Source organism: Kumtagia sp. (assembly GCF_059502445.1).
The window spans coordinates 12514-38862 of record NZ_JCACER010000047.1; the positions used below are offsets into that span (position 1 = coordinate 12514).

General features: G+C 66.7%; 24 protein-coding genes and 1 tRNA gene. 14 read left to right on the plus strand and 11 right to left on the minus strand.

What is annotated here, in order from left to right:
* Nucleotides 1–37: 37 nt before the first annotated feature.
* Together AC5JDC_RS15425 and AC5JDC_RS15430 are read right to left on the minus strand one after the other, a co-directional pair.
* Nucleotides 38–874 carry a universal stress protein gene (locus tag AC5JDC_RS15425; protein ID WP_106775407.1) on the minus strand — a complete coding sequence of 279 codons (837 nt, stop codon included), beginning with the start codon at nt 872–874 and terminating at the stop codon, nt 38–40.
* A 67-nt stretch (nt 875–941) separates the two neighbouring features.
* Complete coding sequence (locus AC5JDC_RS15430; RefSeq protein WP_495842431.1) at nt 942–1682, minus strand: competence/damage-inducible protein A; 741 nt, start codon at nt 1680–1682, stop codon at nt 942–944.
* A 175-nt stretch (nt 1683–1857) separates the two neighbouring features.
* On the opposite strand from AC5JDC_RS15430, the gene wrbA reads away from it, so the two are divergent.
* The 3 genes from wrbA (at nt 1858) to AC5JDC_RS15445 (ending at nt 3832) form a co-directional block, all read left to right on the plus strand.
* Nucleotides 1858–2457 (plus strand): NAD(P)H:quinone oxidoreductase type IV, encoded by a 600-nt coding sequence (gene wrbA / locus AC5JDC_RS15435; RefSeq protein WP_495842433.1) that lies wholly within the window; start codon nt 1858–1860, stop codon nt 2455–2457.
* A gap of 248 nt (nt 2458–2705) precedes the next feature.
* On the plus strand, nt 2706–3671 hold the full coding sequence (locus AC5JDC_RS15440) for an alpha/beta fold hydrolase (protein ID WP_495842434.1): 966 nt from the start codon (nt 2706–2708) through the stop codon (nt 3669–3671).
* Between the two features lie 76 nt (nt 3672–3747).
* A tRNA-Leu gene (locus AC5JDC_RS15445) sits at nt 3748–3832 on the plus strand.
* Nucleotides 3833–3835: 3 nt separating this feature from the next.
* Here AC5JDC_RS15445 and AC5JDC_RS15450 read toward each other — a convergent pair.
* From AC5JDC_RS15450 to AC5JDC_RS15475, 6 genes are all read right to left on the minus strand, one after another.
* Entirely contained in the window at nt 3836–5347 is a 1512-nt protein-coding gene (locus AC5JDC_RS15450) for a tripartite tricarboxylate transporter permease (RefSeq protein WP_106771228.1), read from the minus strand.
* A gap of 8 nt (nt 5348–5355) precedes the next feature.
* Entirely contained in the window at nt 5356–5817 is a 462-nt protein-coding gene (locus AC5JDC_RS15455; protein WP_106771227.1) for a tripartite tricarboxylate transporter TctB family protein, read from the minus strand.
* 201 nt (nt 5818–6018) lie between these two features.
* Entirely contained in the window at nt 6019–6993 is a 975-nt protein-coding gene (locus AC5JDC_RS15460; protein WP_495842437.1) for a Bug family tripartite tricarboxylate transporter substrate binding protein, read from the minus strand.
* Between the two features lie 153 nt (nt 6994–7146).
* Nucleotides 7147–8124, minus strand: coding sequence for a tripartite tricarboxylate transporter substrate-binding protein (locus AC5JDC_RS15465; RefSeq protein ID WP_495842439.1), 978 nt, complete (start codon nt 8122–8124; stop codon nt 7147–7149).
* A 223-nt stretch (nt 8125–8347) separates the two neighbouring features.
* Entirely contained in the window at nt 8348–9700 is a 1353-nt protein-coding gene (locus AC5JDC_RS15470; RefSeq protein WP_495842441.1) for a sigma-54-dependent transcriptional regulator, read from the minus strand.
* Nucleotides 9697–11541 carry a sensor histidine kinase gene (locus AC5JDC_RS15475; protein WP_495842443.1) on the minus strand — a complete coding sequence of 615 codons (1845 nt, stop codon included), beginning with the start codon at nt 11539–11541 and terminating at the stop codon, nt 9697–9699. The genes AC5JDC_RS15470 and AC5JDC_RS15475 overlap by 4 nt, the downstream gene beginning before the upstream one ends.
* 141 nt (nt 11542–11682) lie before the next feature.
* Here AC5JDC_RS15475 and AC5JDC_RS15480 point away from each other — a divergent pair, with 141 nt between their 5' ends.
* Both AC5JDC_RS15480 and ade read left to right on the plus strand, forming a co-directional pair.
* Nucleotides 11683–12723 (plus strand): zinc-dependent alcohol dehydrogenase family protein, encoded by a 1041-nt coding sequence (locus tag AC5JDC_RS15480; RefSeq protein ID WP_495842445.1) that lies wholly within the window; start codon nt 11683–11685, stop codon nt 12721–12723.
* Nucleotides 12724–12959: 236 nt separating this feature from the next.
* Nucleotides 12960–14771, plus strand: coding sequence for an adenine deaminase (gene ade / locus AC5JDC_RS15485; protein ID WP_495842447.1), 1812 nt, complete (start codon nt 12960–12962; stop codon nt 14769–14771).
* Nucleotides 14772–14783: 12 nt separating this feature from the next.
* Here ade and AC5JDC_RS15490 read toward each other — a convergent pair whose 3' ends face one another.
* Both AC5JDC_RS15490 and AC5JDC_RS15495 read right to left on the minus strand, forming a co-directional pair.
* Nucleotides 14784–15950, minus strand: coding sequence for an alpha/beta hydrolase (locus AC5JDC_RS15490; RefSeq protein ID WP_495842449.1), 1167 nt, complete (start codon nt 15948–15950; stop codon nt 14784–14786).
* A gap of 100 nt (nt 15951–16050) precedes the next feature.
* Nucleotides 16051–17508, minus strand: coding sequence for a TrkH family potassium uptake protein (locus AC5JDC_RS15495; RefSeq protein WP_495842451.1), 1458 nt, complete (start codon nt 17506–17508; stop codon nt 16051–16053).
* A 134-nt stretch (nt 17509–17642) separates the two neighbouring features.
* Between AC5JDC_RS15495 and ilvA the strand changes: the two genes are divergently transcribed.
* From ilvA to AC5JDC_RS15535, 8 genes are all read left to right on the plus strand, one after another.
* Entirely contained in the window at nt 17643–18893 is a 1251-nt protein-coding gene (ilvA, locus tag AC5JDC_RS15500; RefSeq protein WP_495842453.1) for a threonine ammonia-lyase IlvA, read from the plus strand.
* Complete coding sequence (locus tag AC5JDC_RS15505) at nt 18890–19279, plus strand: VOC family protein (RefSeq protein WP_495842456.1); 390 nt, start codon at nt 18890–18892, stop codon at nt 19277–19279. The genes ilvA and AC5JDC_RS15505 overlap by 4 nt, the downstream gene beginning before the upstream one ends.
* Before the next feature lie 37 nt (nt 19280–19316).
* Nucleotides 19317–19853 carry a DUF1697 domain-containing protein gene (locus AC5JDC_RS15510; protein ID WP_495842458.1) on the plus strand — a complete coding sequence of 179 codons (537 nt, stop codon included), beginning with the start codon at nt 19317–19319 and terminating at the stop codon, nt 19851–19853.
* A gap of 163 nt (nt 19854–20016) precedes the next feature.
* Nucleotides 20017–20304: an Asp-tRNA(Asn)/Glu-tRNA(Gln) amidotransferase subunit GatC gene (gene gatC, locus AC5JDC_RS15515; protein ID WP_495842460.1), complete on the plus strand. Its 288-nt coding sequence runs from the start codon at nt 20017–20019 to the stop codon at nt 20302–20304.
* Complete coding sequence (locus tag AC5JDC_RS15520; RefSeq protein ID WP_495842462.1) at nt 20301–20768, plus strand: GNAT family N-acetyltransferase; 468 nt, start codon at nt 20301–20303, stop codon at nt 20766–20768. The genes gatC and AC5JDC_RS15520 overlap by 4 nt, the downstream gene beginning before the upstream one ends.
* 11 nt (nt 20769–20779) lie before the next feature.
* On the plus strand, nt 20780–22348 hold the full coding sequence (locus AC5JDC_RS15525; protein ID WP_495842464.1) for an amidase: 1569 nt from the start codon (nt 20780–20782) through the stop codon (nt 22346–22348).
* A complete protein-coding gene (locus AC5JDC_RS15530) occupies nt 22348–22635 on the plus strand; it encodes a hypothetical protein (protein WP_495842466.1) in 288 nt (95 codons plus the stop codon). Before AC5JDC_RS15525 ends, AC5JDC_RS15530 begins: the two co-directional genes overlap by 1 nt.
* A gap of 14 nt (nt 22636–22649) precedes the next feature.
* The gene (locus AC5JDC_RS15535) at nt 22650–23456 is read left to right on the plus strand and encodes a YdcF family protein (protein WP_495842468.1); all 807 of its coding nucleotides are present in this window, start codon (nt 22650–22652) and stop codon (nt 23454–23456) included.
* A 105-nt stretch (nt 23457–23561) separates the two neighbouring features.
* Here the strand turns inward: AC5JDC_RS15535 and AC5JDC_RS15540 are convergent, their stop codons facing one another.
* Nucleotides 23562–24275 (minus strand): DUF599 domain-containing protein, encoded by a 714-nt coding sequence (locus AC5JDC_RS15540; protein WP_495842500.1) that lies wholly within the window; start codon nt 24273–24275, stop codon nt 23562–23564.
* A 607-nt stretch (nt 24276–24882) separates the two neighbouring features.
* On the opposite strand from AC5JDC_RS15540, the gene AC5JDC_RS15545 reads away from it, so the two are divergent.
* Nucleotides 24883–26283 (plus strand): L-serine ammonia-lyase, encoded by a 1401-nt coding sequence (locus tag AC5JDC_RS15545; RefSeq protein WP_106771212.1) that lies wholly within the window; start codon nt 24883–24885, stop codon nt 26281–26283.
* Nucleotides 26284–26349 lie beyond the last annotated feature (66 nt).

Sequence of the window (26349 nt, forward strand, 5' to 3'; positions counted from 1 at the left end):
AATGCAGCCGTTTGGCAAGCGCCGCCATGTCTGGGCGCTACCGCGACATCAGGCAGGCGACCGGCATCGACTGCAGCACGGTGCGGGTGATGCCGCCGAACAGCAGCTGCCGCAGCCAGGAATGGCTGTAGGCGCCGAGCACCAGAAGGTCGGCGCCGGTCGCGGCGGCGCGGTCGCGGATCACCTCCTCGATGTGGCGGCCGCGCGACTGGTCGGTCGCCACAGTCACCTCGGCGCCGTGGCGCGACAGCGCCGCGGCGAGGGCCGAGGCGCTTGCCGCCAGGTCGTCGCCCTCGGCCGGCGGGTCCACGACGAAAATCTCGGTCGCCTCCGCCTCCTCGATCAGCGGCAGCGCGTCGAAGGCGGCGCGCGCCGCCTCGCGGCTGCCGTTCCAGGCGATCAGCACGCGCGAGAAGCTCGTGGTCAACGCCCCGGAATGCGGCACGATGAGCACCGGCCGACCGGCCTCGTAGAGCACGCTCTCGATTCCGGTCGTGTCGTCGGAAGCCCAGTCCGGATTGTGCTGGGCTGCGATCACCAGGTCGGCCGCCCGCGCGATCGCCGCGCAGGCATAGCCGCTGTCGCCGGAGAAGCTGCGCGCGCCGTGCCAGTCGTGGCTCTGGCCGTCGGCCTTCATGCGGCTGGTGAACAGGCCTTCCACCTGCCTGGTCCGCTCTTCCGCGGCCTGCGTGGCGGTCTCGATCACGGCGACGTCGGGAAAGCCGACCGCCGCGCTGTAGGCGACCGGAATGGGTTCCGCGTGGATGCCGACGATATGCGCGCCCCATGCTTGCGCGAGCGGGACGGCGCAATCGAGCACGCGCTGGGCGTCCTCCTTGCCCTGGAGGATGACGGCGATGGTCTTGTAGATCATGGCGCGCTCCCTGCGTCCTTTACCAAGAAACACGTTGCGGCCGCGCCTGGTTCCGGCGGTCTCCGCGTCACGCGGCGGGCGTCAGGCTCTTCACCATCGCCTCCACCGCGGCGCGGGCAGCCTCCAGCGCCTCCGCCGAACGGGAGCGTACAACGAGTTCGGTCCAGAAGGAACCGTCGCGATATTTCGGATAGGAGCCGATGATCGTGTCCGGATGCGCCTTCTGGATCTCGCCGAGCGGGCCGCCGATGACGCCCTCGCCGAATGGGCAGTGGACGGTGGCCGACAGAAGCTTCTGACCGGTCTTCAGCGTCGGCAGCACGTTGTCGAGCATGGCCTGGAAGATCGCAGGCACGCCTGCCATCACATGTACGTTGCCGATGCGAAAGCCCGGTGCGACAGAGATCGGATTATCGATATGGACGGCGCCGCGCGGCATGCGCGCCATGCGCCTGCGCGCCTCGGTGAACTCCATGTCGCGCGTCGCATAGTGCGCCCCGAGCAGCGCCAGCGCCCCTGCGTCGTGTTCGCAGGGCACGCCGAACGCCTTCGCCACCGAATCCGCCGTGATATCGTCATGCGTCGGCCCGATGCCGCCGGTAGTGAACAGGTAGGTATAGCGCCCGCGCAGCGCATTCACCGCGTCGGCGATGTCGTCCTCGTCGTCGGCGACGATGCGCACTTCCTTAAGATCGATGCCGATCGCCGTCATGATGTCGGCGAGATGGCCGATGTTGCGGTCCTTGGTGCGGCCGGAAAGAATCTCGTCGCCGATGACGAGCATCGCTGCGCTGACGGTGTCGGTCATGGGCGCCCCGTGGGTTTGGCACCCGGAAATACAGCGGGGAGGGCGCGGCGGCAATGGTTCGCGATCGGTGAACGGTCCGTCGGCGGATGGGGTGCTTTCAATGAACGCCGGATGGCTCCATCTTTGCCACGGTGCAACGTCGCAGTCGAAACCGAACGCGTTGAAGGAGAAGATCATGGCCAAGGTGCTGGTGCTTTATTATTCGAGCTGGGGTCACATGGAGCAGATGGCGAAATCCGCCGCCGAGGGCGCGCGCGAGGCCGGTGCCGCCGTGACGATCAAGCGGGTTCCCGAGTTGGTCCCGGACGAGGTCGCCAAGGCCGCCTACTACAAGCTCGATCAGGACGCGCCGATCGCCGATCCGCTGGAACTCGCGGACTACGACGCCATCATTCTCGGCGCATCGACGCGCTACGGCTCGATGGCCGCGCAGCTCAAGAATTTCCTCGACCAGACCGGTCCGCTATGGGCGAAGGGTGCGCTGATCAACAAGGTCGGCTCGGTGATGGTCTCGACCGCGACGCAGCACGGCGGCGCCGAGCTTGCGCTGATCAATGCCCAGGTTTTCATGCAGCACCAGGGCATGATCATCGTGCCGCTGTCCTATGCCTATCAGGGTCAGTCGGGCAACGACGTGGTGCGCGGCGGCGCGCCCTACGGCATGACCACCACCTCCGACACCGATGGTTCGCGCCAGCCTTCCGCACAGGAGCTGGAAGGCGCGAAATTCCAAGGCAAGCGCGTCGCCGAAATCGCGGCCAGGCTGCACAGGTGAGCGTCGTCGCCGGCGGCTTGCTCGTTTGCCAAAACCAATCTTCGGCGCCGGGGCTGGCGGCGAGGCCGGGCGCCGCCTTCGTCCCCCTCGTTGCGGGGGAGACAGCGATTTTCGACATCCTGACCGAGCGCCGATCCCGCGAGGCGAGGAGAAAAGCGCGGTTAAGTGCTGGAAATCGCAGGAGAGGGGCTTTGCCGAGCGCAAATCCGCAATAGTGTCGCCTCGGTGCATGCGCGCGAGGCGACACGATGACCGACCTCCTGGGCTGGCTTGCCGGTGCCTTGTTCCTGACGGCATTCCTGGCCGTCGGCTATTTTGTGCTGGCGACGCGCCGGCTGGCTGCGGAGGCCGAGCGCCGCATTCCGCCGAGCGGCGGCTTCGTCCAGGCCGGCCACAATCGCATCCACTATGTCGAGGCGGGGCAGGGGTGGCCGATCCTGTTCTTGCACGGGCTCGGCGGCCAGCTCCACCATTTTCGCCACACGCTGTTCGACCGGCTGTCCGGCGACTTCCGCGTCGTGGCGCTGGACCGTCCGGGCTCTGGCTATTCCGTGCGCGCGTCCGGCGCCGACGGCCGGCTCAGCCAGCAGGCTGAAGCGGTGGCCGGCTTCATCGATGCTCTGGAGCTCGATCAGCCGCTGGTCGTCGGCCATTCGCTCGGCGGCGCGGTCGCGCTGGCGCTCGCCCTCGACCATCCCGAAAAGGTCGGCGGGCTGGCGCTGCTGTCGCCGCTCACCCATCAGGCCGACAGCGTGCCGGCCGAATTCGCGGCGCTTTCGATCCGTTCGCCGCTGCGACGCAGGCTGCTCGCCCACACAGTCGCGATTCCGATGGCGCTGAAGCGCGCGCCGCAGACGCTCGCCTTCGTGTTCGGGCCGCAGGCGACGCCGAAGGACTACATCGTCGCCGGCGGCGGGCTTCTCGGGCTGCGGCCGGCGCATTTCGAGGCGACGGTGGCCGATTTCGTCGCGCTGGAGCGCGAACTCGGCCGCTACGAGGCGCGGCTCGGCGAGATCGGGCAGCCGGTCGGCGTGCTGTTCGGCACGGCCGACAAGGTCATCCGCCACGAAGAGCACGCGCTGCCGCTCGCCGGCCGGATCAAGGACTTCGAGCTGGAGTTGCTCGACGGCATAGGCCACATGCCGCAGTTCGTGGCGCCCGACCGCGTCGAGGCCTTCATCCGCCGCATCGCCGAACGGGCTTTCGCCCGATAGGAGGAGCGCCCTTGGAAAGCTCGACGGTCCGGACAGGGTTGCGTTTGCCGGCCGGTGCTATACCACTGGCGCGCAAGCGGGCGTGGCGGAACCGGTAGACGCAAGGGACTTAAAATCCCTCGGGCTTGCCCGTGCGGGTTCGATCCCCGCCGCCCGCACCAGGATCACGCCTCCTCCTCGACGAACACTTCGTCGCGCTTCTTGCGCACCGACGGAAGCAGCACGACCACCAGCACGGCGACGGCGATGGCGAGCAGCGCGGCGCTCAGCGGCCGCGTGATGAAGGTCGTCGGGTCGCCGCGCGACAGGATCATGGCGCGGCGCAGGTTTTCCTCCAGCAGCGGCCCCAGCACGAAGCCGAGCAGCAGCGGCGCCGGCTCGCAGCGCAGTTTTGTCAGGATGTAGCCGAGCAGGCCGAACAGGGCCACGGCATAGAGGTCGAAGACGTTGGAGTTCACCGAATAGACGCCGATCGAGCAGAACGCCATGATGATCGGGAACAGCACGTAGTAGGGCACCGTCAGCAGCTTCACCCACAGGCCGATCAGCGGCAGGTTGAGCACGATCAGCATAAGATTGCCGATCCACATCGAGGCGATGATGCCCCAGAACAGCGCCGGCTGCTCGCTCGCCACGTTGGGACCGGGCACGATGCCCTGGATGATCATGGCGCCGATCATCAGCGCCATCACCGGATTCGCCGGGATGCCCAGCGTCAGCATCGGGATGAAGGAGGTCTGCGCCCCGGCATTGTTGGCCGATTCCGGACCGGCGACGCCGGCGACGGCGCCCTTGCCGAACTCCTCGGGGTTTTTCGAGACACGCTTCTCCACAGTGTAGGAAGCGAAGGCGGCCAGGATGGCGCCGCCACCCGGCAGGATGCCGAGGATCGATCCGATCGCCGTTCCGCGCACGATCGGCGCGGCCATGGCGCGAAAATCCTCGCGGGTGGGAAGCAAGCCGGAGACTTTCGCCATCAGCACCTCGCGCGTGCGTTCGTTCTCCAGGTTGCGGAGGATCTCGGCGACGCCGAAGACCCCGACGGCGACTGCGACGAAGTTGAGCCCGTCGGCATATTCGCGGATGCCCAGCGTGAAGCGCGGCGAGCCGGAAATCACGTCGGTGCCGACGAGGCCGAGCAGCAGCCCGAGCACGACCATGGCCAGCGCCTTGACGACCGAGCCATGCGCGAGCGCGATGGCAGAGACGAGGCCGACGATCATCAGCGAGAAATATTCGGCCGCGCCGAATTCCAGCGCGATCGCCGTCAGCGGCGGCGCGAAGATGGCGACCAGGAAGGTCGAGACCGTGCCGGCGAAGAAGGAGCCTATGGCCGCGATGGCGAGGGCCGCGCCGGCGCGGCCCTTGCGAGCCATCTGGTAGCCGTCGATCGCCGTGACGGCGGATGAGGATTCGCCCGGCATGTTGATGAGGATCGCCGTGGTCGAACCGCCATACTGCGCGCCGTAATAGATGCCGGCGAGCATGATCAGCGAGGATACCGGGTCGCCGATCTGGAAGGTGAGCGGCAGCAGCATGGCGATGGTCGCGGTGGCGCCGATGCCCGGCAGCACGCCGATGAGGGTGCCGAGCAGCACCCCGATCAGGCAGAAGCCGAGGTTCCAGATGGTCGAGGCGGTCGAGAAGCCGAGCGCGAGATTGTCGAGCAGATCCATGGCGAGCCTCAGAAACCGATCCAGGGGCCGAAGCGGCGGAAGGGCAGGCCGAGCGCGTAGCTGAACACGGCGACCGAGAAGATGGTCACCGCGGCAGCCAGGATGAGGGCCGCGGCGGGCTTCATGCGGTGGCTGGCGAAGGCGGCGATCAGGCAGGTGAGGAACAGGGCGGGGACGAAACCCAGGCCGCGCACGGTGAGCCCGAAGAAGATCGGCGCCGGCAGGATGAACAGCGCGCCACGCCAGGCGATGGCGCCGATCGGCTCGCCGGCGACGCGTGTCGCCTGGATGACGATGACGACGCCGAGCACGATCAGGATACCGGCCAGCACCAGCGGGAAATATCCCGGCCCCATGCGGAAGGTCGTGCCGATGTCGAGGCCGAACGACTGGATGGCGAAGAACGCGCCGAAGGCGATGAAGATCGCTCCGCAGGCGCCGTTGGTGGGATCAATCTTGAGCGAGTTCATGGCCTCCCCCTCGTGTTCGAGGCGTGGTTCCCGGTTGCCTTCCGGCAGGACATTTCCGGCATTGCCGCCGAAGAGCGTCTTGGACCGTCCGTCCGCCCCGGTGGATGCGCGCGGCGCGTTCGTGGCCGCCCTCTGCCTTTCCTTCGGCCGCGGGTGCGGAAAAGATCCCGCGGCCGCGGCCGTTGCGCAAGCCGAAAGGGCTCAGTCCAGCGAGACGCCCGCCTCCTTGACGATCGGCGCCCACTTGGCGGTCTCGGCCTTGACGTGCTCGGCGAGCTTTTCGGGGCTCGACCCGACGATCTCCGCGCTGAAATCGCCCATGCGCTGCACGACGGTCGGATCGGCGAGCGCCGCCAGCGCCGCCTTGTTGAGCCGCGCCACCACGTCCGGCGGCGTCGCCGCCGGGGCGAACAGGGCGTTCCACGTATAGGTCTCGTAGCCCGGCACCGTCTCGGCCACCGTCGGCATGTCAGGGAAGGAGGCGGCGCGCTTGGCCGTGGTCACCCCCAGCCCTTTCAGCGTGCCGGACTTGATGTGTCCGGACGACGACGGAAGGTTGTCGAACATGATCGGCACCTGGTTGGCAATCACGTCGTTCAGCGCCGGCCCTGCGCCCTTGTAGGGCACGTGCTGCATCTCGACCCCGGCCATGCTCTTGAACAGTTCGCCCGACAGGTGCAGCGGCGTGCCGTTGCCGGACGAGGCATAGGCATACTGGTCCGGATTGGCTTTCAGCAGGTCGATCAGTTCCTGCACCGTGTTGACCGGAAGCTGCGGGTTGACCACCAGCACGTTCGGCACCACGACCAGCAGCGAGATCGGCGAAAAATCCTTCTCCGGATCGTAGGGCTTGGTCTTCAGCATCAGCGGGTTGAGCGCATGGGTGGCGACGGTGCCCATCAGGATGGTGTAGCCGTCCGCCTCGGCCCGCGCCACCCGGTCGGCACCGAGGTTGCCGCCGGCGCCCGCCACGTTCTCCACGATCACCTGCTGGCCGAGGTCCTTGGACATGCTCGCCGCAATCAGGCGCGCCACCAGGTCGGTCGAGCCGCCGGCCGCGAAGGGCACGACCAATGTGACCGGCCGGTCCGGAAAGCCTTGCGCCGAAGCCGGGCCTGCCCAGGCCAGGCCGGCGCCCAGCGCAAGGCCGAGCGCGGTTCTTCTGGTGATTTCCATGGTTTTTCCTCCTTGGGTCGATATCGATCCGGGCGACGCGCCTTGCAGCCTGTCCCTGAGCCAGACAGTCTCCCGCGTCGTGTCGGCCTGCAATGGCCGTCCAGCGCGAAACCGCCCGGCGGAAGGCGTCCGCCAGGTGGTTCCGGCGTTGCGTCAGTCAGCGTACTGGCCGGCAGCCTCGATGATCGGCTTCCAGCGGGCGATCTCGCTCTCCAGCTTGGCCTTCAGCGCGGCCGGTGTGGCGTCGGCCTCCGATGAGGGCGCGGTGCCGAGTTCGGCGAAGCGGGCGACCACGTTGGAATCCTTCAGCGCCACCTGCAGCGACTTCGACAGGCGCTCGGTGACCTCCGCCGGCGTGCCCTTCGGCGCGTAGATGCCGTGCCAGATGCCGACCTGCATGCCGGGCAGGCCGGCTTCGTCGGTGGTGGGCAGGTCGGGCAGCGCCTCCAGCCGCTTGGGGGTGGTCACCGCATAGGCCTTGATGGTTCCGCCGGTGATCTGCTTGGCGGTGTTGGTGGTCTGGTCGCACATGATGTCGACCTGGCCGCCGAGCAGGTCGGTCATGGCCGGCCCGGTGCCCTTGTAGGGAACCGTCACCAAGGGCGTCTGGATGGCGCTCATGAAGAGCATGCCGCACAGATGCGAGGCCGCGCCGATGCCCGCATTGGCAACGGTGACGGTGTCCTTGTTGGCCTTGGCGTATTCGACCAGGCCCTTGAGATCCGTCGGCTCCAGGTCCTTGCGCGCCACGATGGTCATCGGCACCTCGGTGACGAGGCCCACATACTCGAAAGCGCCCAGCGTGTCGTAGGCGAGCTTGCGGTAGAGCGTGGCCGATGTCGCCATGCCGATGTGGTGGAGCAGCAGCGTGTATCCGTCGGGATCGGCGCTCGCCACCCGTCCGGCGCCGAGCGTGCCGCCGGCCCCGCCGACATTCTCGACCACGATCTGCTGCCCGAGGTCCTTCGACATGGCCTCCGCCACCAGGCGGGTCACGGTATCGGTCGGACCGCCGGCCGCGAACGGCACCACGACGGTGATAGTGCGGTCGGGATAGGTCTGGGCGACGGCGGCATTGGTCGCCATCGCAAACGACGCGGCCACGGCAAGGCTCGCGAGCAGCTTCTTCATCGGGCATCCTCCCTGGACTTTCGGAACACACGCCGGATCGGCCAGCAAAAAACCTCCCTGCGGCCGGCGGCGGATGAGCCATTGCAATGCGCCGAGCCTACAGGAATGCAATCACGCTGGCGAATTTTTGCCGGCTTGCCGCGACACAGGCCGAAGTGGCGGGTGGAAACCGGAACATCGGGCCCAAAAATGGGTGGAATTCCACCCATTGCTCGGGCTGTACCTAGGCCGGCCTTTCCTCGGCGGCGTGGTCGCGACGGTCGAGACCGTATTTCTGCATCTTTTCGTAGAGCGTCTTTCGGCCGATTCCGAGGCTCTCATAGACGGGCTTCAGGCTGCCGCCATGAGCGGCAAGCGCACTCTCGATCAGCTTGCGCTCATAGGCGGAAACGCGCTCGGCCAGCGTTCCTCCGCCTTCGTTGTCCGGCTCACCCTGCGGCTGAAGGCCGAGGCCGAGCACGAAGCGGTCGGCTGCGTTGCGCAGCTCGCGCACATTGCCCGGCCAGTCGCGGCGCGCCACTTCCGCGATCACCGCGGGCGGGGCGTCGACCGGTTCGCGCCGATAGCGCGCCGCCGCCTCGTTGACCAGATGCAGGAACAGCAGCGGCACGTCCTCGCGCCGCTGCGTCAGCGACGGTACCCGCAGTGTGACGACGTTCAGCCGGTAGAACAGGTCGGCGCGGAAGCGGCCCGCCGCCACCTCGACCTCAAGGTCGGCCTTGCTGGTGGCGATGAAGCGGATGTCGAGCGGCACCTGCTCGTTAGAGCCTAGCCGGGTGATGGCACGATCCTGGATGACGCGCAGCAGCCGCGCTTGCAGTTCGAGTGGCATCGAGCCGATCTCGTCGAGCAGCACGGTGCCGCCGCGCGCATGCTCGAACTTCCCGTAGCGGGCGCGCAGCGCGCCGGGGAAAGCACCGGCCTCGTGGCCGAACAATTCGCTTTCGATGAGGGCGCCGGGCAGGGCGGCGCAGTTGATGATCAGGAATGGCTTCGTCGCCCGCTGGCTGATGTCGTGCAGCAGGCGCGCCGCGACCTCCTTGCCGGCGCCGGTGTCGCCGATGATCAGCACGTCGGCGTCCGTCGCTCCCACGGCACGGATGCGGTAGCGCAGGTCGACCATGGCGGCGGTGCGGCCGGGCAGCCGCGCCTCGACGTCGTCGCGTTTGCCGGCGACGGCGCGCAACTCGCGGTTCTCCAGCACCAGCCGCCGTCGGTCCATGGCACGGCCGGCCATATCCGCCAGATGCTGCGGCGTGAACGGTTTTTCGATGAAGTCGTAGGCGCCCTCGCGCATGGCGCGCACCGCGAGCTGCACGTCGCCATGGCCGGTGGTCAGGATCACCGGTATCTCGGGATCGATGTCGCGGATGCGCCCCATCAGCGTCATGCCGTCCATGCCGGGCATGCGGATGTCGGTGATGACGACACCGTTGAATCCCTGGCTGACGAAGTCGAGGACGCGCTCGGCTGACGGGAAGTCGCGCACGGCGAGGCCGGAAAGGTCGAGCGACTGCGCGGCCGAACGCCTGAGTTCGTCCTCGTCGTCGACGAGCAGGACGGTCGCGGCCTTCATTCGGCGGCTACCGCTGCGGCCGACCCGGCCGCGTCGAGTTCGATCGTGAACACCGCGCCGCCCTCGGGATGGTTTTCGGCCGACAAGCTGCCGCCGAAATCCTTGACGATGTTGTAGGAGATGGAGAGGCCGAGCCCGAGCCCCTTGCCAACGCCCTTGGTGCTGAAGAAGGGATCGAAGATGCGCTCGGTGATTTGCGGGGCTATCCCAGGCCCGCGGTCGCGGATGGCGATCGTCACCTTGCCGCCCTGCTGCCGCGCGGTCAGCGTTATCGTCCGGTCGTCCAATCCCTGCACGGCGTCGGCGGCATTGGAGACGATGTTCACCAGCACCTGCTGCAGGCGCACGGTGCCGGCGATCACCACCGGCGGCACCGCGTCCAGATCAACCTCGAGCGTGGCGCCGGCGCTCTCCAGCCGCCGCCCGATGATCTCCAACGTATCGTCGACCACCTCGGCGAGCGGGACGGGCCCGAGCCTCTGGTTGGGCTTGCGCGCGAAGTTGCGCAGATGGCGGCTGATCGTCGCCATGCGGTCGGCGAGGCTGGATATGCGCGAGACGTTGTCGCGGGCTTCAGGCACGCGCGCGCGGTCGATCAGCACGGCCGCGTTGTCGGCATAGGCTTTCACCGCAGCCAACGGTTGGTTGAATTCGTGGCTAAGCGCCGCTGACATCTGGCCGAGCGCCGCCAGCTTGCCGGCCTGCACCAGGTCCGATTGGGTCTGCCGCAGCCGCTGCTCGGTCGTCCGGCGTTCCGCCACTTCCAGCTCCAGCTGGGCGTTGACGGTGGCGAGGTCGGCGGTGCGCTCCTCGACCCGGCGCTCCAGCTCCTCGCGCGCCTGCTTCTGCATGAGCATGCGCTCGGCCTGGCGAGCCCGTCGCTGCAGGATGATGGCGCCGATCAGCGTCGCCAGGCCGAACAGCAGCACCGCCGCCGTCGCGCTGGTCAGCGCCTGGGCGCGTGCCGACGCAGTGTCCATCAGCACGCTCACCGTCCAGCCGGCATCCGCCATGTTCTCGGAGACCTGCAGGAACTCGCGCGTGGCGCCGCCGTCCCTGATGGTTACGAACTCGTGGCCGTCTTCGGGGGCGCCGCGCGTGATCGGCAGCTCGCGCAGCACGGCGTCGGCGTAGCGGCGCGACTGTCTCGTGCGGGCGACGCGCTCCGGCGTCAGCGGCAGCAGGCCGGCATAGAGCCATTGCTCGCGGCCGGCCATGAAGATGATACCTTCCGGGTCGGCGACGATGATCTCGTTTTCGCCGCCCCGCCAGGACGCCTCGACCGCATCGATCTCCACCTTGAACACGACGACGCCGCGAATTTCGTCATCAACCAGGACCGGCGACGAGAAGAAGTAGCCGCGCCGGAGCGACGTCGTGCCGATGGCGAAGAACCGGCCGCGCCTCCCGGCTGCCGCCTCCTGGAAATAGGGACGGTAGATGAAGTTCTCGCCGACAAAGGTCAGCGGCAGGTCGTAATTGCTGGCCGCGATGGTGTCGCCGTTCGGGATCATCACATAGATGTCGGACGATTGGAGCAGCGTATTGATTTCCTTGAGGTATTCATTGGCCTGAGCGCGCCGGACCGGGTCGTCCGGATGGCTGACGAGATCCTTGATGTCGTCGTGGTCGGCGATGAGCGCCGGCAGCGGCTCGAAGCGGCTGATGTGGCCGCGCAGTGCCGCCACCGCGAGCCGCAGCGTCGTCTGCCCGCGCGATGCCGCCTCGTCGAAGGCGGCGCGGGTGGCGATCCGGTGGCCGAGCACGGCGATCGCCACGGCCGCTGCGGTGAGTGCCAGCGCGATCCAGAATTTTCGCAGGCGCAGGACCCGGAGGGCCATCGAACATCCTCATACGCGACTTGCCTATTAGATGGCGGGCGGTCACGAACGCAATGGCCGCGTCGAGGCGGTGCGCATTGGCTTTGCGCCGCGAACCGGGAGCGGTATGGTCGAAAACTCCGAAAGGGAATGGGAAATGCCATGAGAGCCGTCGTCTACGAGCAGTTTGGCGCGCCGCCGGCGGTGAAGACCGTTCCCGATCCCGAGCCGACGCCCGACGGCGTGGTCGTCAAGGTCGAGGCGACGGGGCTCTGCCGCAGTGACTGGCACGGCTGGATGGGACACGATCCCGACATCGTGCTGCCGCATGTGCCGGGCCACGAGCTCGCCGGCACCATCGCGGCAGTGGGCAGCCGGGTCACCGGCTGGCGCGTCGGCGATCGCGTCACGGCGCCCTTCGTCTGCGGCTGCGGCCGCTGCTTCGAATGCCATTCCGGCAATCATCAGGTCTGTGAGAAGCAGTCGCAGCCGGGTTTCACCGCCTGGGGCTCCTTCGCCGAATATGTGGCGCTCGACTTCGCCGACACCAATCTGGTGCGGCTCCCTGACGAACTCGACTTCGCCACCGCGGCCAGCCTCGGCTGCCGTTTCGTCACCTCCTTCCGCGCCATTGTCGACCAGGGACGGGTCAGGCCCGGCGAATGGCTGGCCGTGCACGGCTGCGGCGGCGTCGGCCTTTCCGCCATCATGATCGCCACAGCCATGGGCGCCAATGTCGTCGCCGTCGATCTCACCAAGGAAAAGCTCGATTTCGCCCGCGAGATGGGCGCGGCGGCGACCGTCAATGCCTCCGAGGTGGAAAACGTCCCGCGCGCCGTGAAACAGATCACCAAAGGCGGCGCGCATGTGTCGATCGACGCGCTCGGCCATCCCGTCACCTGCTTCAACTCGATCTCCAACCTGCGCCGGCGCGGCCGCCATGTGCAGGTCGGGCTGATGCTGGGCGAGCACAGCGAGGCCAAGGTGCCGATGGCGCGCATCATCGCCCACGAACTGGAGATCTACGGCAGCCACGGCATGCAGGCGTTCCGCTATGCCGCGATGATGGACATGATTGCCGCCGGCAGGCTGAAGCCGCAGAAGCTGGTCGGCCGCACGCTGTCGCTCGACGAGGCGCCGGCGGCGCTGATGGCGATGGATCGCTTCGAGGGCACCGGCATCGGGGTGGTTACGCGGTTTTGAGCGGGCTGCGCGGCGCGGCAGGGGACGGTTTTGCGGAAAGGCCGCAGGAGTCCAGAAGTCACGCGAGCCGAAAAAGGAAACTGTCCCCCGCCTTGCGCCGTCTCTGTCGCGGACTTCCTGCGCCAATTTCGGGCGTATCGGGGTAGGCCGAGTAAAACGGTCCCGGCGCTTGATCTGCATGGCGCTGGCCAAATCGCGTGCGCCTTGGCACAGTCTCGCGCAAACAGGAGTCGTCCATGGCGAAGAAGCCGGGTTTCCCGAAACCGAAATCCTGGGCGGAGATGGCTCCGCTGCTGGTCGATGTCGCCACCGGCCGCAGGCCGGCTGACCTGGTGGTGCGCAACGGCCGCTGGGTCAACGTGCATTCCGGCGAGATCATCGCGGGCACCGACCTCGCCATCGCCGGCGGCCGCTTCGCCTATTGCGGGCCGAATGCCGCCCACGCCATCGGCGAGGGCACAAAGGTGGTGGACGCCGCCGGCCGCTATCTCGTGCCGGGCCTCTGCGATGCGCACATGCATGTCGAGAGCGGCATGGTGACGGTGACCGAGTTCGCTCGCGCCGTTATCCCGCACGGCACAACCTCCATGTTCGTAGACCCCCACGAGATCGCCAACGTGCTCGGGCTCGACGGCGTGCGGCTGATGCATGACGAGGCGATGGCCATGCCGATCAACGTGCATGTGCAGATGCCGAGCTGCGTGCCGTCGGCGCCCGGCCTCGAAAATGCCGGCGCCACGCTCACCGTCGCCGATGTCGCCGAGGCGATGACCTGGCCGAACATCATCGGGCTGGGCGAAGTCATGAACTTTCCCGGCGTCATCGCCAACAATGCGGTGATGACCGGCGAGATTGCCGCCACCGTGCGCGCCGGCAAGACCGTCGGCGGCCACTATGCCTCGCCCGATCTCGGCACGGCCTTCCACGGCTATGTCGCGGGCGGGCCGGAGGACGACCACGAGGGCACGCGCGCCGAGGACGCCATCGCTCGGGTTCGCCAGGGCATGAAGGCGATGCTGCGGCTGGGCTCGGCCTGGTACGACGTGGCCAGCCAGATCAAGGCGGTGACGGAGCAGGGGCTCGACCCGCGCAACTTCATCCTGTGCACCGACGACAGCCATTCCGGTACGCTGGTGCATGAGGGTCACATGGACCGCGTCGTGCGCCATGCGATCGCCCAGGGGCTGAAGCCGGTCACCGCCATCCAGATGGCGACCGTCAACACCGCCGAGCATTTTCGCCTCGGTCGCGAGCTCGGCTCGATCGCGCCGGGGCGGCTGGCCGATTTTCTGATCGTCTCCGACCTGCCGACGCTGAAGATCGACGAGGTCTATGGACGTGGCGTCAAGCTCGCCAAGGGCGGCAGGCTCACCGTGGACATCCCGGCCTACGACTATCCCCGCAAATCCAGGAACACCGTGCGGCTCGGCCGAAAGCTCAAGGCGGGGGATTTCGACATCGCCGCGCCGGTGGGCGCCAACGAGGTGCGGGTACGCGTCATCGGCGTCATCGAGAACCAGGCGCCGACCCGCGCCCTGCAGGCCGATCTTGCCGTCGAGAACGGGCTGGTGGCGATGGACCGGCCCAACGACGTCTGCCAGATCGCACTGGTCGAGCGCCATCGCGGCACCGGCGCCGTCACCAACGCCTTCGTCTCCGGCTTCGGCTATGTGAAGGACTGCGCGATCGCCTCGACCGTGGCGCATGACAGCCACCACATGATCGTCGTCGGCACCAACAAGGCCGACATGGCGAAAGCCGCCAACCGGCTCGGCGAGATAGGCGGCGGCGTGGTGCTGATCGCCGAGGGCCGGGAGCTGGCGCTGGTCGAGATGCCGATCGCCGGGCTGATGTCGGACGAGCGCGCCGAGATCGTCGCCGAAAAGGCCGATCGCCTGACCAAGGCGATGCGCGACATGGGCTGCAGCTTGAACAACGCCTACATGCAGCATTCGCTGCTGGCGCTGGTGGTCATCCCGGAGCTGCGCATCTCCGATGTCGGGCTGGTCGACGTGACGACGTTCCAGAAGGTCGACCTGTTCGTCTGAGCGTGTTGCGCGCTACTGCCCGACCGCGATCCGCAGCACGTTGATCGGCGTGGTGATCACGACCTCCGCTGCCGAGGTGAGCGTGCCGGTGATGCCGCGCGTCAGCGATGCGACGCGCTCGTTGGCCTCTTCCTCGTTCGTGGCCAGTCGGCCGTTCTGCGCCAGCCTCTCGCCGAGAATCTTGATGAGCACCGGGTTCTCGGCGAATTTCGTGTGGTTCAGCCTGTCTTCGGTCTGAACCTTCGACAGGTCGACGGCGACGACGCCCAGCTTGGCGATCTCCTCGGCATTGCTGTAGTCGCCGAGACGCGGCCGTCTGCCCGCGATCAGGCTGGAAATCTGCAAGGCCCGGTCGTCGCTCGACAGGAACAGGATGAACGGCTTTTCCGGCACGCCGTAGCGGGCCATCTGCGCCTTGAACACGTCGACGTCGATGTCGGGCGAGGCCAGCACCACGTCGCCGAGCTTGCCGCCGAGCGTGCGGTCGCCGGAGATGGCCAGTTGCCGCAACGCCTCCACCGTCACCCAATTGCCCATCGAATGGGCGATGATGTCGACACGCTTGGCGCCGGACTTGGCGACCAGCCGCAGCGTCGCCTCGAGCGCGTCGCGGGCGGCGCTGGCGCTGTTGCTGTCGTAGACATAATCGACCGTGCTGCCGCCTGACGCCCAGGTGAACAGCACCGGCGTTCCCTTGTAGCCGGCGTCGTGCACGATCTGCGTCATCCGGTAGACGGCGCCGTCGAAGGCGGTGTTGTAGCCGTGGATGAACACCAGGGCGCGGCCCTCGTGGCTGGCGATGTCCTTGCGCAGCGCTGCGCCGAACGCGTCCTCCCCGCCATAGGCGGTGACGGCCTCGGCGACGAAGAACTTGGCCGGATCGGCCGGCTGGCGCGCCTTGCGGCGCTCGATCGCGCCGGTCTTGTGGATGGCCGGAACGGTGATGTCGACCTTGGCGTAGCTGGTGTCGGGCGAGCGCCGCCCGTCGAACACCTCGGCGGCTTTGTCGGATTTGTGCCGGGTGGTGGCGACGAAAATCTCGTGCCGCCCGGCGATGGCGCCTGCCGGAGCCGCGACAACCTTCTGCGCCAGCAGGTCGCGCGTCTGCTGTCCGGCGCAGCCGGCAAGGGCGAGCGCGCAGGCGATCACCGCCAGTCTCGCCAGACGTCCCCCGAACATGTCCCTCGGCATCGACCCTACGCTCTGCCCTCTCCAGACTTCTGTATCCCGCCGGGAAGCCGCGGTCCAGCCGCGCGCCGCGCATGCCGCGCATTGCCGATCAGCGAATCCAGAAGGCCGGCGAGAACAGCACCAGCACGGCAAGGATCTCCAGGCGCCCGAGCAGCATCAGGAAGGACAGGATCCATTTCGACGTGTCCGGCAGCGAGGAGAAGTTGCCGACCGGGCCGATGATCGGTCCCAGCCCGGGGCCGACATTGGTCAGCGCCGTCAGCGCCCCCGTCGTGGCGGTGATGAAGTCGAGCCCGGTCGCACCGAGCAGGATCGTGCCGATCGCCCAGATGACGAAGAAGGAGGCGATGAACAGGATCACCGTGCGCTGCATGTCGGGGTCGACCGAGCGGTCGCCGTAGCGCACCGGCAGCACCGTGTGCGGATAGATCAGGCGCTGGATGCCGTTGGCCATGAGCTCGAACAGGATGAGGAAGCGGTAGGCCTTGATGCCGCCGGTGGTCGACCCCGAGCAGCCGCCGAGGAAGGTGGCGACGAAGATGCAGGCGACGGCAAACGGTCCCCACAGCGTGTAGTCGTCGCTGGCGAAGCCCGCCGTGGTGATGATCGACACCAGGTTGAAGGTCGAATGGGTGAGCGCGTCGAAGAACGGCATGTCGAGTCTGACCCGCAGGTAGATGGCGATCGCCAGCGAGAAGACGATGCAGTAGCCGGCGAACACGCGGATCTGCGGGTCGCGCAAGGCGTCCAACCGGCCGCGCACGGCGAACAGGATCATGATCGAGAAGGGCAGGGCCCCGATGAACATGAAGATGCTGCCGGTCCACAGGATCGCCGGCATGTCGGCATAGCGCAGGAAGGATGTGTCGTGCGTGGAGAAGCCGCCGGTCGCCACCGTCGACATGGCGTGGTTGACCGCGTGGAAGGGCTCCATGCCGCCTGCCGCGTAGGAGATCGCACAGGCGGTCACCAGCGTACCGTAGATGCCGATCAGGCTGATGGTGAAGGTCTGGAAGCGCTCGAACGGGCGATCCTCAATGTCGGAGGATTCGATCTTGAAATAGGAGACGCCGCCGATGTTGAGAAACGGCAGCAGGAACAGGCCGAGCACGATCACCCCGAGACCGCCCATGAAGGAGAGCAGCGAGCGCCACAGAAGCAGGCCTGGCGGTGCCTGGTCGAGCCCGTTGATCACGGTGCCGCCGGTGGTAGTCACCCCCGAGACCGACTCGAAGAAGGCGTCCGTGAAGCTCAGTTCGAGCGAGGAGGCCATGAAGGGCACTGCGCCGGCGACGGCCATGGTCAGCCACAGCAGGTTGACCAAAAGAAAGCCGAAGCGCGTGTTCACCTGCGGCGCGCGGCCCTGTGTGGCGAGCGCCACGGCCAGCGCCAGCCCGCCCAGGAACAGTGCCGAGAAGGCGAAGGCCTGCCAGTCGTCATTGCCGTAGTAGAGGTCGACAAGCGCCGGCAGCAGCATGGCGACCGACAGGTAGATCGCGAAAACCGCTGCGACGTGGACGGCTGCGCGGACGGCAGATCTGTTCACGGAAAAGCGGACCCCACTCGCGATCGGACGGCATACCCGCCGCCTTGCAGGGGCGGACAGTGGCTTCGACAAAGCGAATATGCAATAGCGCCGAGCAGCACTCCAAAGGAAATGAGCTTGGGCGGAACGATGCAATGACCGACTTTGCCGAAGGCGTCGCAGCGGCGGCTATCGCGCTGCGCGACCTTTTCCCGGAGACGCCGCTGCAGGAGAACGTCTACCTGTCGCACAAGACCGGCGCACGCATCTTCCTGAAGCGCGAGGATCTGTCGCCGGTGCGCTCCTACAAGATCCGCGGTGCCTTCAACTTCTTCCGCAAGGCGCTGGAGGCCGGCAGCAGCGCCGAGCTGTTCGTCTGCGCCTCGGCCGGCAATCATGCGCAGGGTTTTGCCTTCGTCTGCCGCCATTTCGGCAAGCACGGCGTCGTCTTCATGCCGACCACCACGCCGCAGCAGAAGATCGACAAGACGAGACATTTTGGCGGCGGCTTCGTCGAGATAAGGCTGATCGGCGACTTCTTCGACGATTGCCTGAGGGCGGCGCTCGCCTTCGCGGACGAGGCCGGCGGCCACATGGTGCCGCCTTTCGACCACAGGGACATCGTCGAGGGCCAGGCGACGGTCGCGCTGGAGATCGCGGCGCAGATGCCGGAGGCACCCGACATGGTGGTGCTGCCGGTCGGCGGCGGCGGGCTGGCCGCCGGCGTAACCCGCTACCTGACCGGCCTGGGGCAGACGCCGCGTTTCGTCTTCTGCGAGCCGGCCGGCGCTCCGAGCTTCAAGGAGACGCTGCGCACCGGCAAGCGCGTGAAGCTTGCAAAGGTCGACAACTTCGTCGACGGCGCGGCGGTGGCCGAGATCGGCCGCGAGCCCTTGCGGCATCTGAAGGACTTTCCGGAGGATGCGGTGCGGCTGATCCCGGAGAACCGGCTCTGCGCCACGATGATCGAGATGCTCAACGTCGAGGGCGTGGTGCTGGAGCCGGCCGGCGCGCTCGCCATCGACGCGCTCAAGGATTTTTCCAGGCGCGAGCTCAAGGACAAGACCATCGTGTTGGTCGTCTCCGGCGGTAATTTCGACTTCGAACGGCTGCCCGACGTCAAGGAGCGGGCGCTGCGCTTCGAAGGGCTGAAGAAGTATTTCGTGTTCCGCTTCCCGCAGCGGCCTGGCGCGCTGCGCGATTTTCTCGCGCTGCTCGGCCCCGACGACGATATCGTGCGCTTCGAGTATCTTAAGAAGTCGGCGCGTAATTTCGGGTCCGTGCTCATCGGCCTGGAAACGAAGGATTCCAGGAACTTCGGCGTTCTAGCGAAACGGTTCCACGAAGCCGGCTGGGCCTATCAGGACATCACCGACAACGAGACGCTGGCGGGGTTCATCATATGAGCGGCAAGGTCAGGATGCGATCGCTCGATCACGTCGTGCTTTGCGTGACGGACGTGGCGGCCACGATTGCCTTCTATCGACGGGTACTCGGAATGGAGGCGCGCCAGGAGCGGCCGGGAAAATGGTCGCTGCATTTCGGTTCGAACAAGATCAGCCTGCAGGACGCGGGCACGTCGCCGGCGATTGCCGCTGTGACGGTGCCGGGAAGCGGCAATTTTTGCCTGCTCACGGACATGCCGATAGGCGAATTTGTGGCCCATCTGGAGCGGGAGGGCGTCATGATACTGGAAGGGCCGGCCGAGCGGCATGGTGCGGTCGGGCCGATCCTGTCGGTCTATTTCAACGATCCGGACGGCAATCTCGTCGAGGTCAGCAATCAGCTATGATGGGTGCTTCGGCTTTTCCGAACGGAGACTTGGTGCCGTGACCGTCTACATCCTCTTGTTCCGTGGCGTCGGCGGCGCGACGCAACTGCCGACCGCGCCGCTGCGCGAAGCCCTCAGCGCGGCGGGTTTCGAGAATGTCGCGACCTACATCAACAGCGGCAACGCGATCGTGCGGACCAGCCTGTCGCGCGACAAAACCGTTGCCAAGGTTGCTGAGATCTGCCGCGAAAAGTTCGGCTTCACCAAGGCGATCCATGCGCCGACCCTGCAGGAATGGTCGGAGCTGATCGCCAAAAATCCGTTTCCGGATGCGGTCTCGGTGCCGAAATTCCTGCACGCCGCCGTGCTGGCCGAGGAGCCGGACGAGAAGAATGTCGAGGCGATTCGTGCCCTTGCCAGGGACGGCGAGCGCATCGCGGTCGTCGGCAAGGTTGCCTATATCCACACGCCGGGCGGCTTCGGCGTCTCCAGGATGGCGGAAAAGTTCGACAGGCTCATCGGCGTCGAGAACACCGCCCGCAACTGGAACTCGGTGCTGAAGCTCGAGGAACTGGCGAAGAAGGCGGCGGCCTGACTTGTTCATGGCGTAGCTGCTCGGGCGGCTCTCGCAGCGCCTCGCCATGGCCGGCGCCATGCGCGGGCCCCGAAACCCGCGCGAAGCGCCGGTGGCTGTTGCACCCACGGCGCCCTGCCGGTATAGCCGCAGAAACGCCTTGCCGGTCTGCCGGAGTTTCAACATGTCCGTGGATACCACCACCGTGAAGCGCGTCGCGCGCCTTGCCCGCATCGCCGTCACCGACGAGGATGCCGAGCGCATGACCGGCGAGCTCAATGCCATCCTCGGCTTCGTCGAGCAGCTCAACGAGGTGGATGTGACGGGTGTGGAGCCGATGACCTCGGTGACGCCGATGGCGATGAAGAAGCGGCGGGATGTCGTCACCGACGGCGGCAAGGCCGCCGACATCGTCGCCAATGCGCCGGCCACGGCCGAGAACTTCTTCCTCGTGCCGAAGGTCGTGGAATGACGACGGCCGTCGAGATCGCCGTCGAAAGCCCGCTGCAGGACGAGGTGAGGGCGCTGATCGCCGAGCTCAATGCCGCGCTGCTGGAGCTGACGCCGCCGGAACACTGCTACCACATGACCGCCGAGCAGATGGCGGAACCGGACACGACCGTGTTCATCGCGCGCGAAGACGGCCAGGCGGTCGCCTGCGGCGCGCTGAAGCGCCATGCGGATGGAATCGGCGAGGTGAAGCGCATGTACACCCGCCCGGCCTTCCGCGGCCGTCGCGTCGGCACCGGCATCGTGTCGCGCATCGAGCGCCTGGCGCGTGACGAAGGGCTGACGCGGCTGGTGCTGGAAACCGGCGACCGCCACCCGGTTGCCTGGTCCGTCTACGAGCGGGCCGGCTTCACCCGCCGCGGGCCGGTGCTCGACTACCCCGCTTCTTCCTATTCGGTCTTCTACGAGAAGACCCTGGCCAACTGAGCGCGACGACCATGACCGACCTGACCAGACTGACGATCGCGGACGCCCGCGACAAACTGCGCGGCAAGGAGATCACCTCGGCCGAGCTGACCGACGCCTATCTCGATGCGATCGACGCAGCGAATGCCACCCTCAACGCCTATGTCGCGGTGACTCACGACAAGGCCCGCGACATGGCGAAAGCCTCCGACGCGAAGATGGCGAAGGGCGAGGGTGGCGCGCTGGAGGGCATTCCGCTCGGCATCAAGGATCTGTTTTCGACCGAGGGCGTGCACACGCAGGCTTGCAGCCACATCCTCGATGGGTTCAAGCCGCGCTATGAATCGACCGTCACATCCAACCTTTGGGCCGACGGCGCCGTCATGCTGGGCAAGCTCAACATGGACGAGTTCGCCATGGGCTCCTCCAACGAGACCTCGCATTACGGCCCGGTCGTCAATCCGTGGCGGCGCCAGCGCCTCGAGCAGAGCGTGACGCCGACGATCCATCTGGACGAAGGTGGGTTCGTCCCGGCCGGCGGCGGGGTGCGGGAAGCGCGCGCGCTGGACAATGCGCGGCTGGTGCCGGGCGGCTCCTCGGGCGGCTCGGCAGCGGCGGTTGCGGCCTTCCTGTGCGCCGGAGCGACCGCGACCGACACCGGCGGCTCGATCCGTCAGCCGGCCGCCTTCACCGGCACTGTCGGCATCAAGCCGACTTATGGCCGCGTGTCGCGCTGGGGCGTGGTCGCCTTCGCCTCGTCGCTCGACCAGGCCGGCCCGATCGCCCGCGACGTGCGCGACGCGGCGATCCTGTTGAAGTCGATGGCCTCCGTCGATGCCAAGGATACGACCTCCGTCGACATGCCCGTGCCCGATTACGAGGCGGCCATCGGTCGCCCGGTCAAGGGCATGAGGGTCGGCATTCCGAAGGAATACCGTGTCGACGGCATGCCCGAGGAGATCGAGGCGCTGTGGCAGAACGGCATCGCGTGGCTGAAGGACGCCGGCGCGACAATCGTCGACATCTCGCTGCCGCACACGAAATACGCGCTGCCGGCCTACTATATCGTCGCCCCGGCGGAAGCCTCGTCCAACCTCGCCCGCTACGACGGCGTGCGTTACGGGTTGCGCGTGCCGGGCAAGGACATCGTCGACATGTACGAGAAGACGCGCGCCGCCGGTTTCGGCCGCGAGGTCAAGCGCCGCGTCATGATCGGCACCTATGTGCTGTCTGCCGGATATTACGACGCCTATTACCTGCAGGCGCAGAAGGTGCGCACGCTGATCAAGCGCGACTTCGAGGCGGTGTTCGACGCCGGCGTCGACATCATCCTGACACCGGCGACCCCGTCCGCGGCCTTTGGCATCGCCGACGAGGACATGGCCTCCGACCCGGTGAAGATGTACCTCAATGACATTTTCACGGTCACCGTGAACATGGCCGGCCTGCCCGGCATCGCCGTTCCCGCCGGGCTCGACGCGCGCGGCCTGCCGCTCGGTCTCCAGCTCATCGGCAAGCCGTTCGACGAGGAGACGCTGTTCCAGACCGCCCATGTCATCGAGCAGGCGGCCGGGCGGTTCCAGCCGGAGAAATGGTGGTAGTGAGCAAGCTGATTAATGTCATAGTGAAGGCAGTTCCACGAAATCATTCCGTGGAGCACGTCTATGAGCTCAAGCCAGGCCGCAACGGCGTCTTTGATTTCTATGAGGCTGGGGCGCCGACCAAGAATGCAAAGTACCGACTGGCAAATTTACCAAGCACTTTGGATGACGCTCTTGCCTTGTTAAAGGCAGGATATGCTGGTCGTTTTTATGCAAATGGGCCAACATATTTCCGAGATTCTGTGTTTTCTAAAGATACTCAGACCATAATTCCGATTTATCGCTAGCTGGTGAGCTAGCTATGTTCTTCTATCTCTCCAAAATCTTGTGGTTCTTCGTCCAACCTCTTAATCTCGTTATCTTTCTGCTGGCGGCAGGGCTGCTTTGCGGCGTCCTCGACCGCAGGCGGCTGATGACGGCGGGCATGGCCGGTGCGTTCGTAGTTCTCGCACTAGCCACCTGGACCTCATTTGGCCAGACCTTACTCAATCCGCTAGAGGAACGCTTCCAGCGCCCGAACCCGGTGCCAGAAAAGGTTGACGGCATCGTCGTGCTCGGCGGCGGGCTGGAAGGGGCGATCAATCTTGTGCGCGGCGGCTACGAGCTCAATGCCGGCGGCGACCGCTACGTCGAGACGGCCATCCTGGCGCGAGGCTATCCCAAGGCACGGATCGTGGTGACCGGCGGTGCCGGCACGCTCGTGCTCGAAGGCGAGGGCGATGGCGCCACCGCGCCGCGGCTGCTGACGGCGCTCGGCGTCGATCCCGCCCGGCTGGTGCTGGAGAATGAATCGCGCAACACCTATGAGAACGCGGTCTTCACCAAGCGCCTGGTTTCACCGGCTCCAGGCGAGACCTGGCTGTTGGTGACCTCGGCCTTCCACATGCCGCGCTCGATGGCGCTGTTCGAAAAAGCCGGCTTCGCCGTACTGCCCTGGCCGGTCGACTACCGCACCAGCGGCCGCGAAAGCCTGTTCTTCGCCGACAATGCCATCGATTCGGTTCAGGCCACCACGCTTGGCATCCGCGAATGGATCGGGCTTCTCGCTTATTGGCTGTCGGGGCGCATCGATTCGCCGTTTCCTGAAGCGAGGCAAGTAGGGCAGTAGGGCGACCGTACTCAGCCGCCCCGAAACTCATGTAAAATGGAAAGCTGTAACGCGACGCATTGACTGTACGGCAAGGTCGCGTTCCCCTCCTACTGCCCTACTGCCCTACTGCCCTACTGTGCCTTCCCCCAACGCCACCCGCCGCGCTTCCGAGAAGAACTGCCGGTGCAGGAGCACGGCGAACAGCAGGCAGGTGGTCAGCGCCAGGGCCGCCGGATTGATGAACCAGCCGAGATAGGCGATCGAAAAGAAGATGGCGCGCAGCCCGGCGTTGAAATGCGCGCCGGCCAGCATGTTCATGCGCGCGGCGCGCTCTATGCCTGCCTCCAACTCGGCCGGATCGTGCGCGGCGTCCTTGTGCATGGGCACGGCGCCGACCAGGATCGAGCAGTAGTTGAACAGCCGGTAAGACCAGCCGAACTTGAAGAAGGCGTGGGCGAGGATGGCGATCAGGCCCAGCACCTTGAATTCGAAGGCCTGGCGCGACGGCTGCGCCGCCAGCGGCACGTCGGCGACGATCATCAGCACATGATCCGAGGCGTTGAGCAGGGCGAAGCAGCCGCCGATGGCGATCAGCGCGCTGGAGGCGAAGAAGGCCGTACCCTGCTGCAGGCCGACCATGATGCTGGTGTCGATCATGCGCAACTCGCGCCGGCCCATGGTGCGCATCCAGGCAAGCCGCTGCGCGTTCATGGCGGTGGTGAGCGATACGCGCCTGGTTATGTGGCCGCCGGCCGCCAGCCCGTGCACCACCCAGACCGCCAGGAAGAAGGCGAGGGCGACGAGATCCCCGAGCGTGAGAGGCAGCGATTCGGCCATGCCGCCAGCGTAATGCGGCCGATGCCGGAAGGGGAGCGGCATCGCCGGGATTTCCAGCGGCATGGCCTTCCGGACCGGACACGCCTCGAATCCGCCTCACCAGTAAAGGCATGGTTTACCGCGAGGTGCCCGTAAATCGCTGATTTTATTAAAATGCATAGCGCTTGAGACACAATGGCCCGCCCGCCTGCCACGGTTTCGCCGTTTTTCCCGTTGCGAAAGTGGCGCCGAAGGCGTATTGAGCCGGCTGATCGGGGCCCGCCAGACGATGCGTCGGCGGGACCAGCAACAACAGGAATATCATGGACGACGGAATTCAGAAGTCTTGCTGGGGCCTGACCGCCAAGGCGGTGATCGGCTTCGCAGGCATCGTGCTTCTCGCTTGGCTGGTCGGTGGCAACGCGCTTCTCGCGACAGGTTGACCGGCGGCGGAAAACGAACTCTCCAAAGGCGCGGGCGACCGCGCCTTTTCTTTGCCGAAAAGCGCTCTTGCGCCGGCCATGTCGCGAGCGGAGAAGCGGATTTCGGCCTGAGCCTAGTCCCAGCCCCGCAAAAGCCCGATATGTAGCCAAAGGGCGTCGGTACGCCCTCAGCCAGGGAGCGCCGCTTGTTCCTGTCCGTGTTCGACCTGTTCAAGATCGGGATCGGCCCTTCGAGCTCGCACACGATGGGGCCGATGACGGCGGCGCGGCGCTTTCTCGACGAGGTCGCCGGCAGCGACTGGCCGCGCCCGGCCGGCACCAGGGTCGGCCGCCTCGGCGCCAGCCTGCACGGCTCTCTCGCCTATACCGGGATAGGGCATGGGTCCGATCGCGCGGTCATTCTTGGGCTCGCGGGCGAGACGCCGACGACGGTCGACCCCGACAAGGCTGATGCGCAGATCGAGGCGATCAAGGCGGCGAAACGCATTTCGCCGCCCGGCCATCCCTCCTATCGCTTCGACCCGGCCGTCGATCTGGTGCTCGACAGGAAAACGGCGCTGCCCGGGCACGCCAACGGCATGACTTTCTACGCTTATGACACGGATGACCATCTGGTGCTGCGCCGTGTCTTCTATTCCATCGGCGGCGGCTTCGTCGTGTCGGAGGAGGAGTTGCAGCGCATGAAGGGCGGGACGGCGAAGGCCGCCGGACCGGACGTGCCATATCCCTTCGCCGACGCGGCCGAAATGCTGTCCATGGCCGATGCCAGCGGCCTCTCCATCGCCGAGATGAAGCGCGCCAACGAGGAAACGGTGACCTCACGCGAAAAGCTCGACGAAGGGCTGGACGCCATTTGGTCTGCCATGCGCGGCTGTATCGAGCGGGGCCTTAGTCAGGAGGGCATCATGCCGGGCGGCCTGAAAGTGCGCCGCCGCGCCAAGATGCTGCACCAGAAGCTCGACGAGGAGTGGCGACAGAACCGGCCGAACCCGCTGCTCGCCAATGACTGGCTGTCCGTCTACGCCATGGCCGTCAACGAGGAGAACGCCGCCGGCGGCCGCGTGGTGACTGCGCCGACCAACGGCGCGGCCGGCACGCTGCCGGCGGTGCTGCGCTACTGGCTGCATTTTCATCCCGATTCGGATCACCACGGCATCCGCGACTTTCTGCTCACCGCCGCTGCCATCGGCGGCATCATCAAGACCAACGCCTCGATCTCCGGCGCCGAGGTCGGCTGCCAGGGCGAGGTGGGCTCCGCCTCGGCGATGGCGGCGGCGGGGCTGGCGGCAGTCATGGGCGGCAGCCCGCGGCAGATCGAGAACGCCGCCGAGATCGCGCTGGAGCATCATCTCGGCATGACCTGCGATCCCGTGGCCGGGCTGGTGCAAGTGCCGTGCATAGAACGCAACGCCCTGGGTGCGGTGAAGGCGGTGACGGCGGCCTCGCTCGCCATAAAGGGCGACGGCACGCATTTCGTGCCGCTCGACGCGGCGATCGAGACCATGCGCCAGACCGGCCTCGACATGAACGAGCGCTATAAGGAGACCAGTCTCGGCGGGTTGGCCGTCAACGTGGTGGAGTGCTGAGCGCCTCACGGTGCCGCGTGCCCGCGGACCGCGTCGCTCTCCTGTCGGCTCGACGTGAGACGGGCC

Coding starts and splice junctions, on each gene's coding strand:
- AC5JDC_RS15425 (WP_106775407.1), bottom strand. CDS start 874: ATGATCTACAAGACCATCGCCGTCATCCTCCAGGGCAAGGAGGACGCC.
- AC5JDC_RS15430 (WP_495842431.1), bottom strand. CDS start 1,682: ATGACCGACACCGTCAGCGCAGCGATGCTCGTCATCGGCGACGAGATT.
- wrbA (WP_495842433.1), top strand. CDS start 1,858: ATGGCCAAGGTGCTGGTGCTTTATTATTCGAGCTGGGGTCACATGGAG.
- AC5JDC_RS15440 (WP_495842434.1), top strand. CDS start 2,706: ATGACCGACCTCCTGGGCTGGCTTGCCGGTGCCTTGTTCCTGACGGCA.
- AC5JDC_RS15450 (WP_106771228.1), bottom strand. CDS start 5,347: ATGGATCTGCTCGACAATCTCGCGCTCGGCTTCTCGACCGCCTCGACC.
- AC5JDC_RS15455 (WP_106771227.1), bottom strand. CDS start 5,817: ATGAACTCGCTCAAGATTGATCCCACCAACGGCGCCTGCGGAGCGATC.
- AC5JDC_RS15460 (WP_495842437.1), bottom strand. CDS start 6,993: ATGGAAATCACCAGAAGAACCGCGCTCGGCCTTGCGCTGGGCGCCGGC.
- AC5JDC_RS15465 (WP_495842439.1), bottom strand. CDS start 8,124: ATGAAGAAGCTGCTCGCGAGCCTTGCCGTGGCCGCGTCGTTTGCGATG.
- AC5JDC_RS15470 (WP_495842441.1), bottom strand. CDS start 9,700: ATGAAGGCCGCGACCGTCCTGCTCGTCGACGACGAGGACGAACTCAGG.
- AC5JDC_RS15475 (WP_495842443.1), bottom strand. CDS start 11,541: ATGGCCCTCCGGGTCCTGCGCCTGCGAAAATTCTGGATCGCGCTGGCA.
- AC5JDC_RS15480 (WP_495842445.1), top strand. CDS start 11,683: ATGAGAGCCGTCGTCTACGAGCAGTTTGGCGCGCCGCCGGCGGTGAAG.
- ade (WP_495842447.1), top strand. CDS start 12,960: ATGGCGAAGAAGCCGGGTTTCCCGAAACCGAAATCCTGGGCGGAGATG.
- AC5JDC_RS15490 (WP_495842449.1), bottom strand. CDS start 15,950: ATGTTCGGGGGACGTCTGGCGAGACTGGCGGTGATCGCCTGCGCGCTC.
- ilvA (WP_495842453.1), top strand. CDS start 17,643: ATGACCGACTTTGCCGAAGGCGTCGCAGCGGCGGCTATCGCGCTGCGC.
- AC5JDC_RS15505 (WP_495842456.1), top strand. CDS start 18,890: ATGAGCGGCAAGGTCAGGATGCGATCGCTCGATCACGTCGTGCTTTGC.
- gatC (WP_495842460.1), top strand. CDS start 20,017: ATGTCCGTGGATACCACCACCGTGAAGCGCGTCGCGCGCCTTGCCCGC.
- AC5JDC_RS15520 (WP_495842462.1), top strand. CDS start 20,301: ATGACGACGGCCGTCGAGATCGCCGTCGAAAGCCCGCTGCAGGACGAG.
- AC5JDC_RS15525 (WP_495842464.1), top strand. CDS start 20,780: ATGACCGACCTGACCAGACTGACGATCGCGGACGCCCGCGACAAACTG.
- AC5JDC_RS15535 (WP_495842468.1), top strand. CDS start 22,650: ATGTTCTTCTATCTCTCCAAAATCTTGTGGTTCTTCGTCCAACCTCTT.
- AC5JDC_RS15540 (WP_495842500.1), bottom strand. CDS start 24,275: ATGGCCGAATCGCTGCCTCTCACGCTCGGGGATCTCGTCGCCCTCGCC.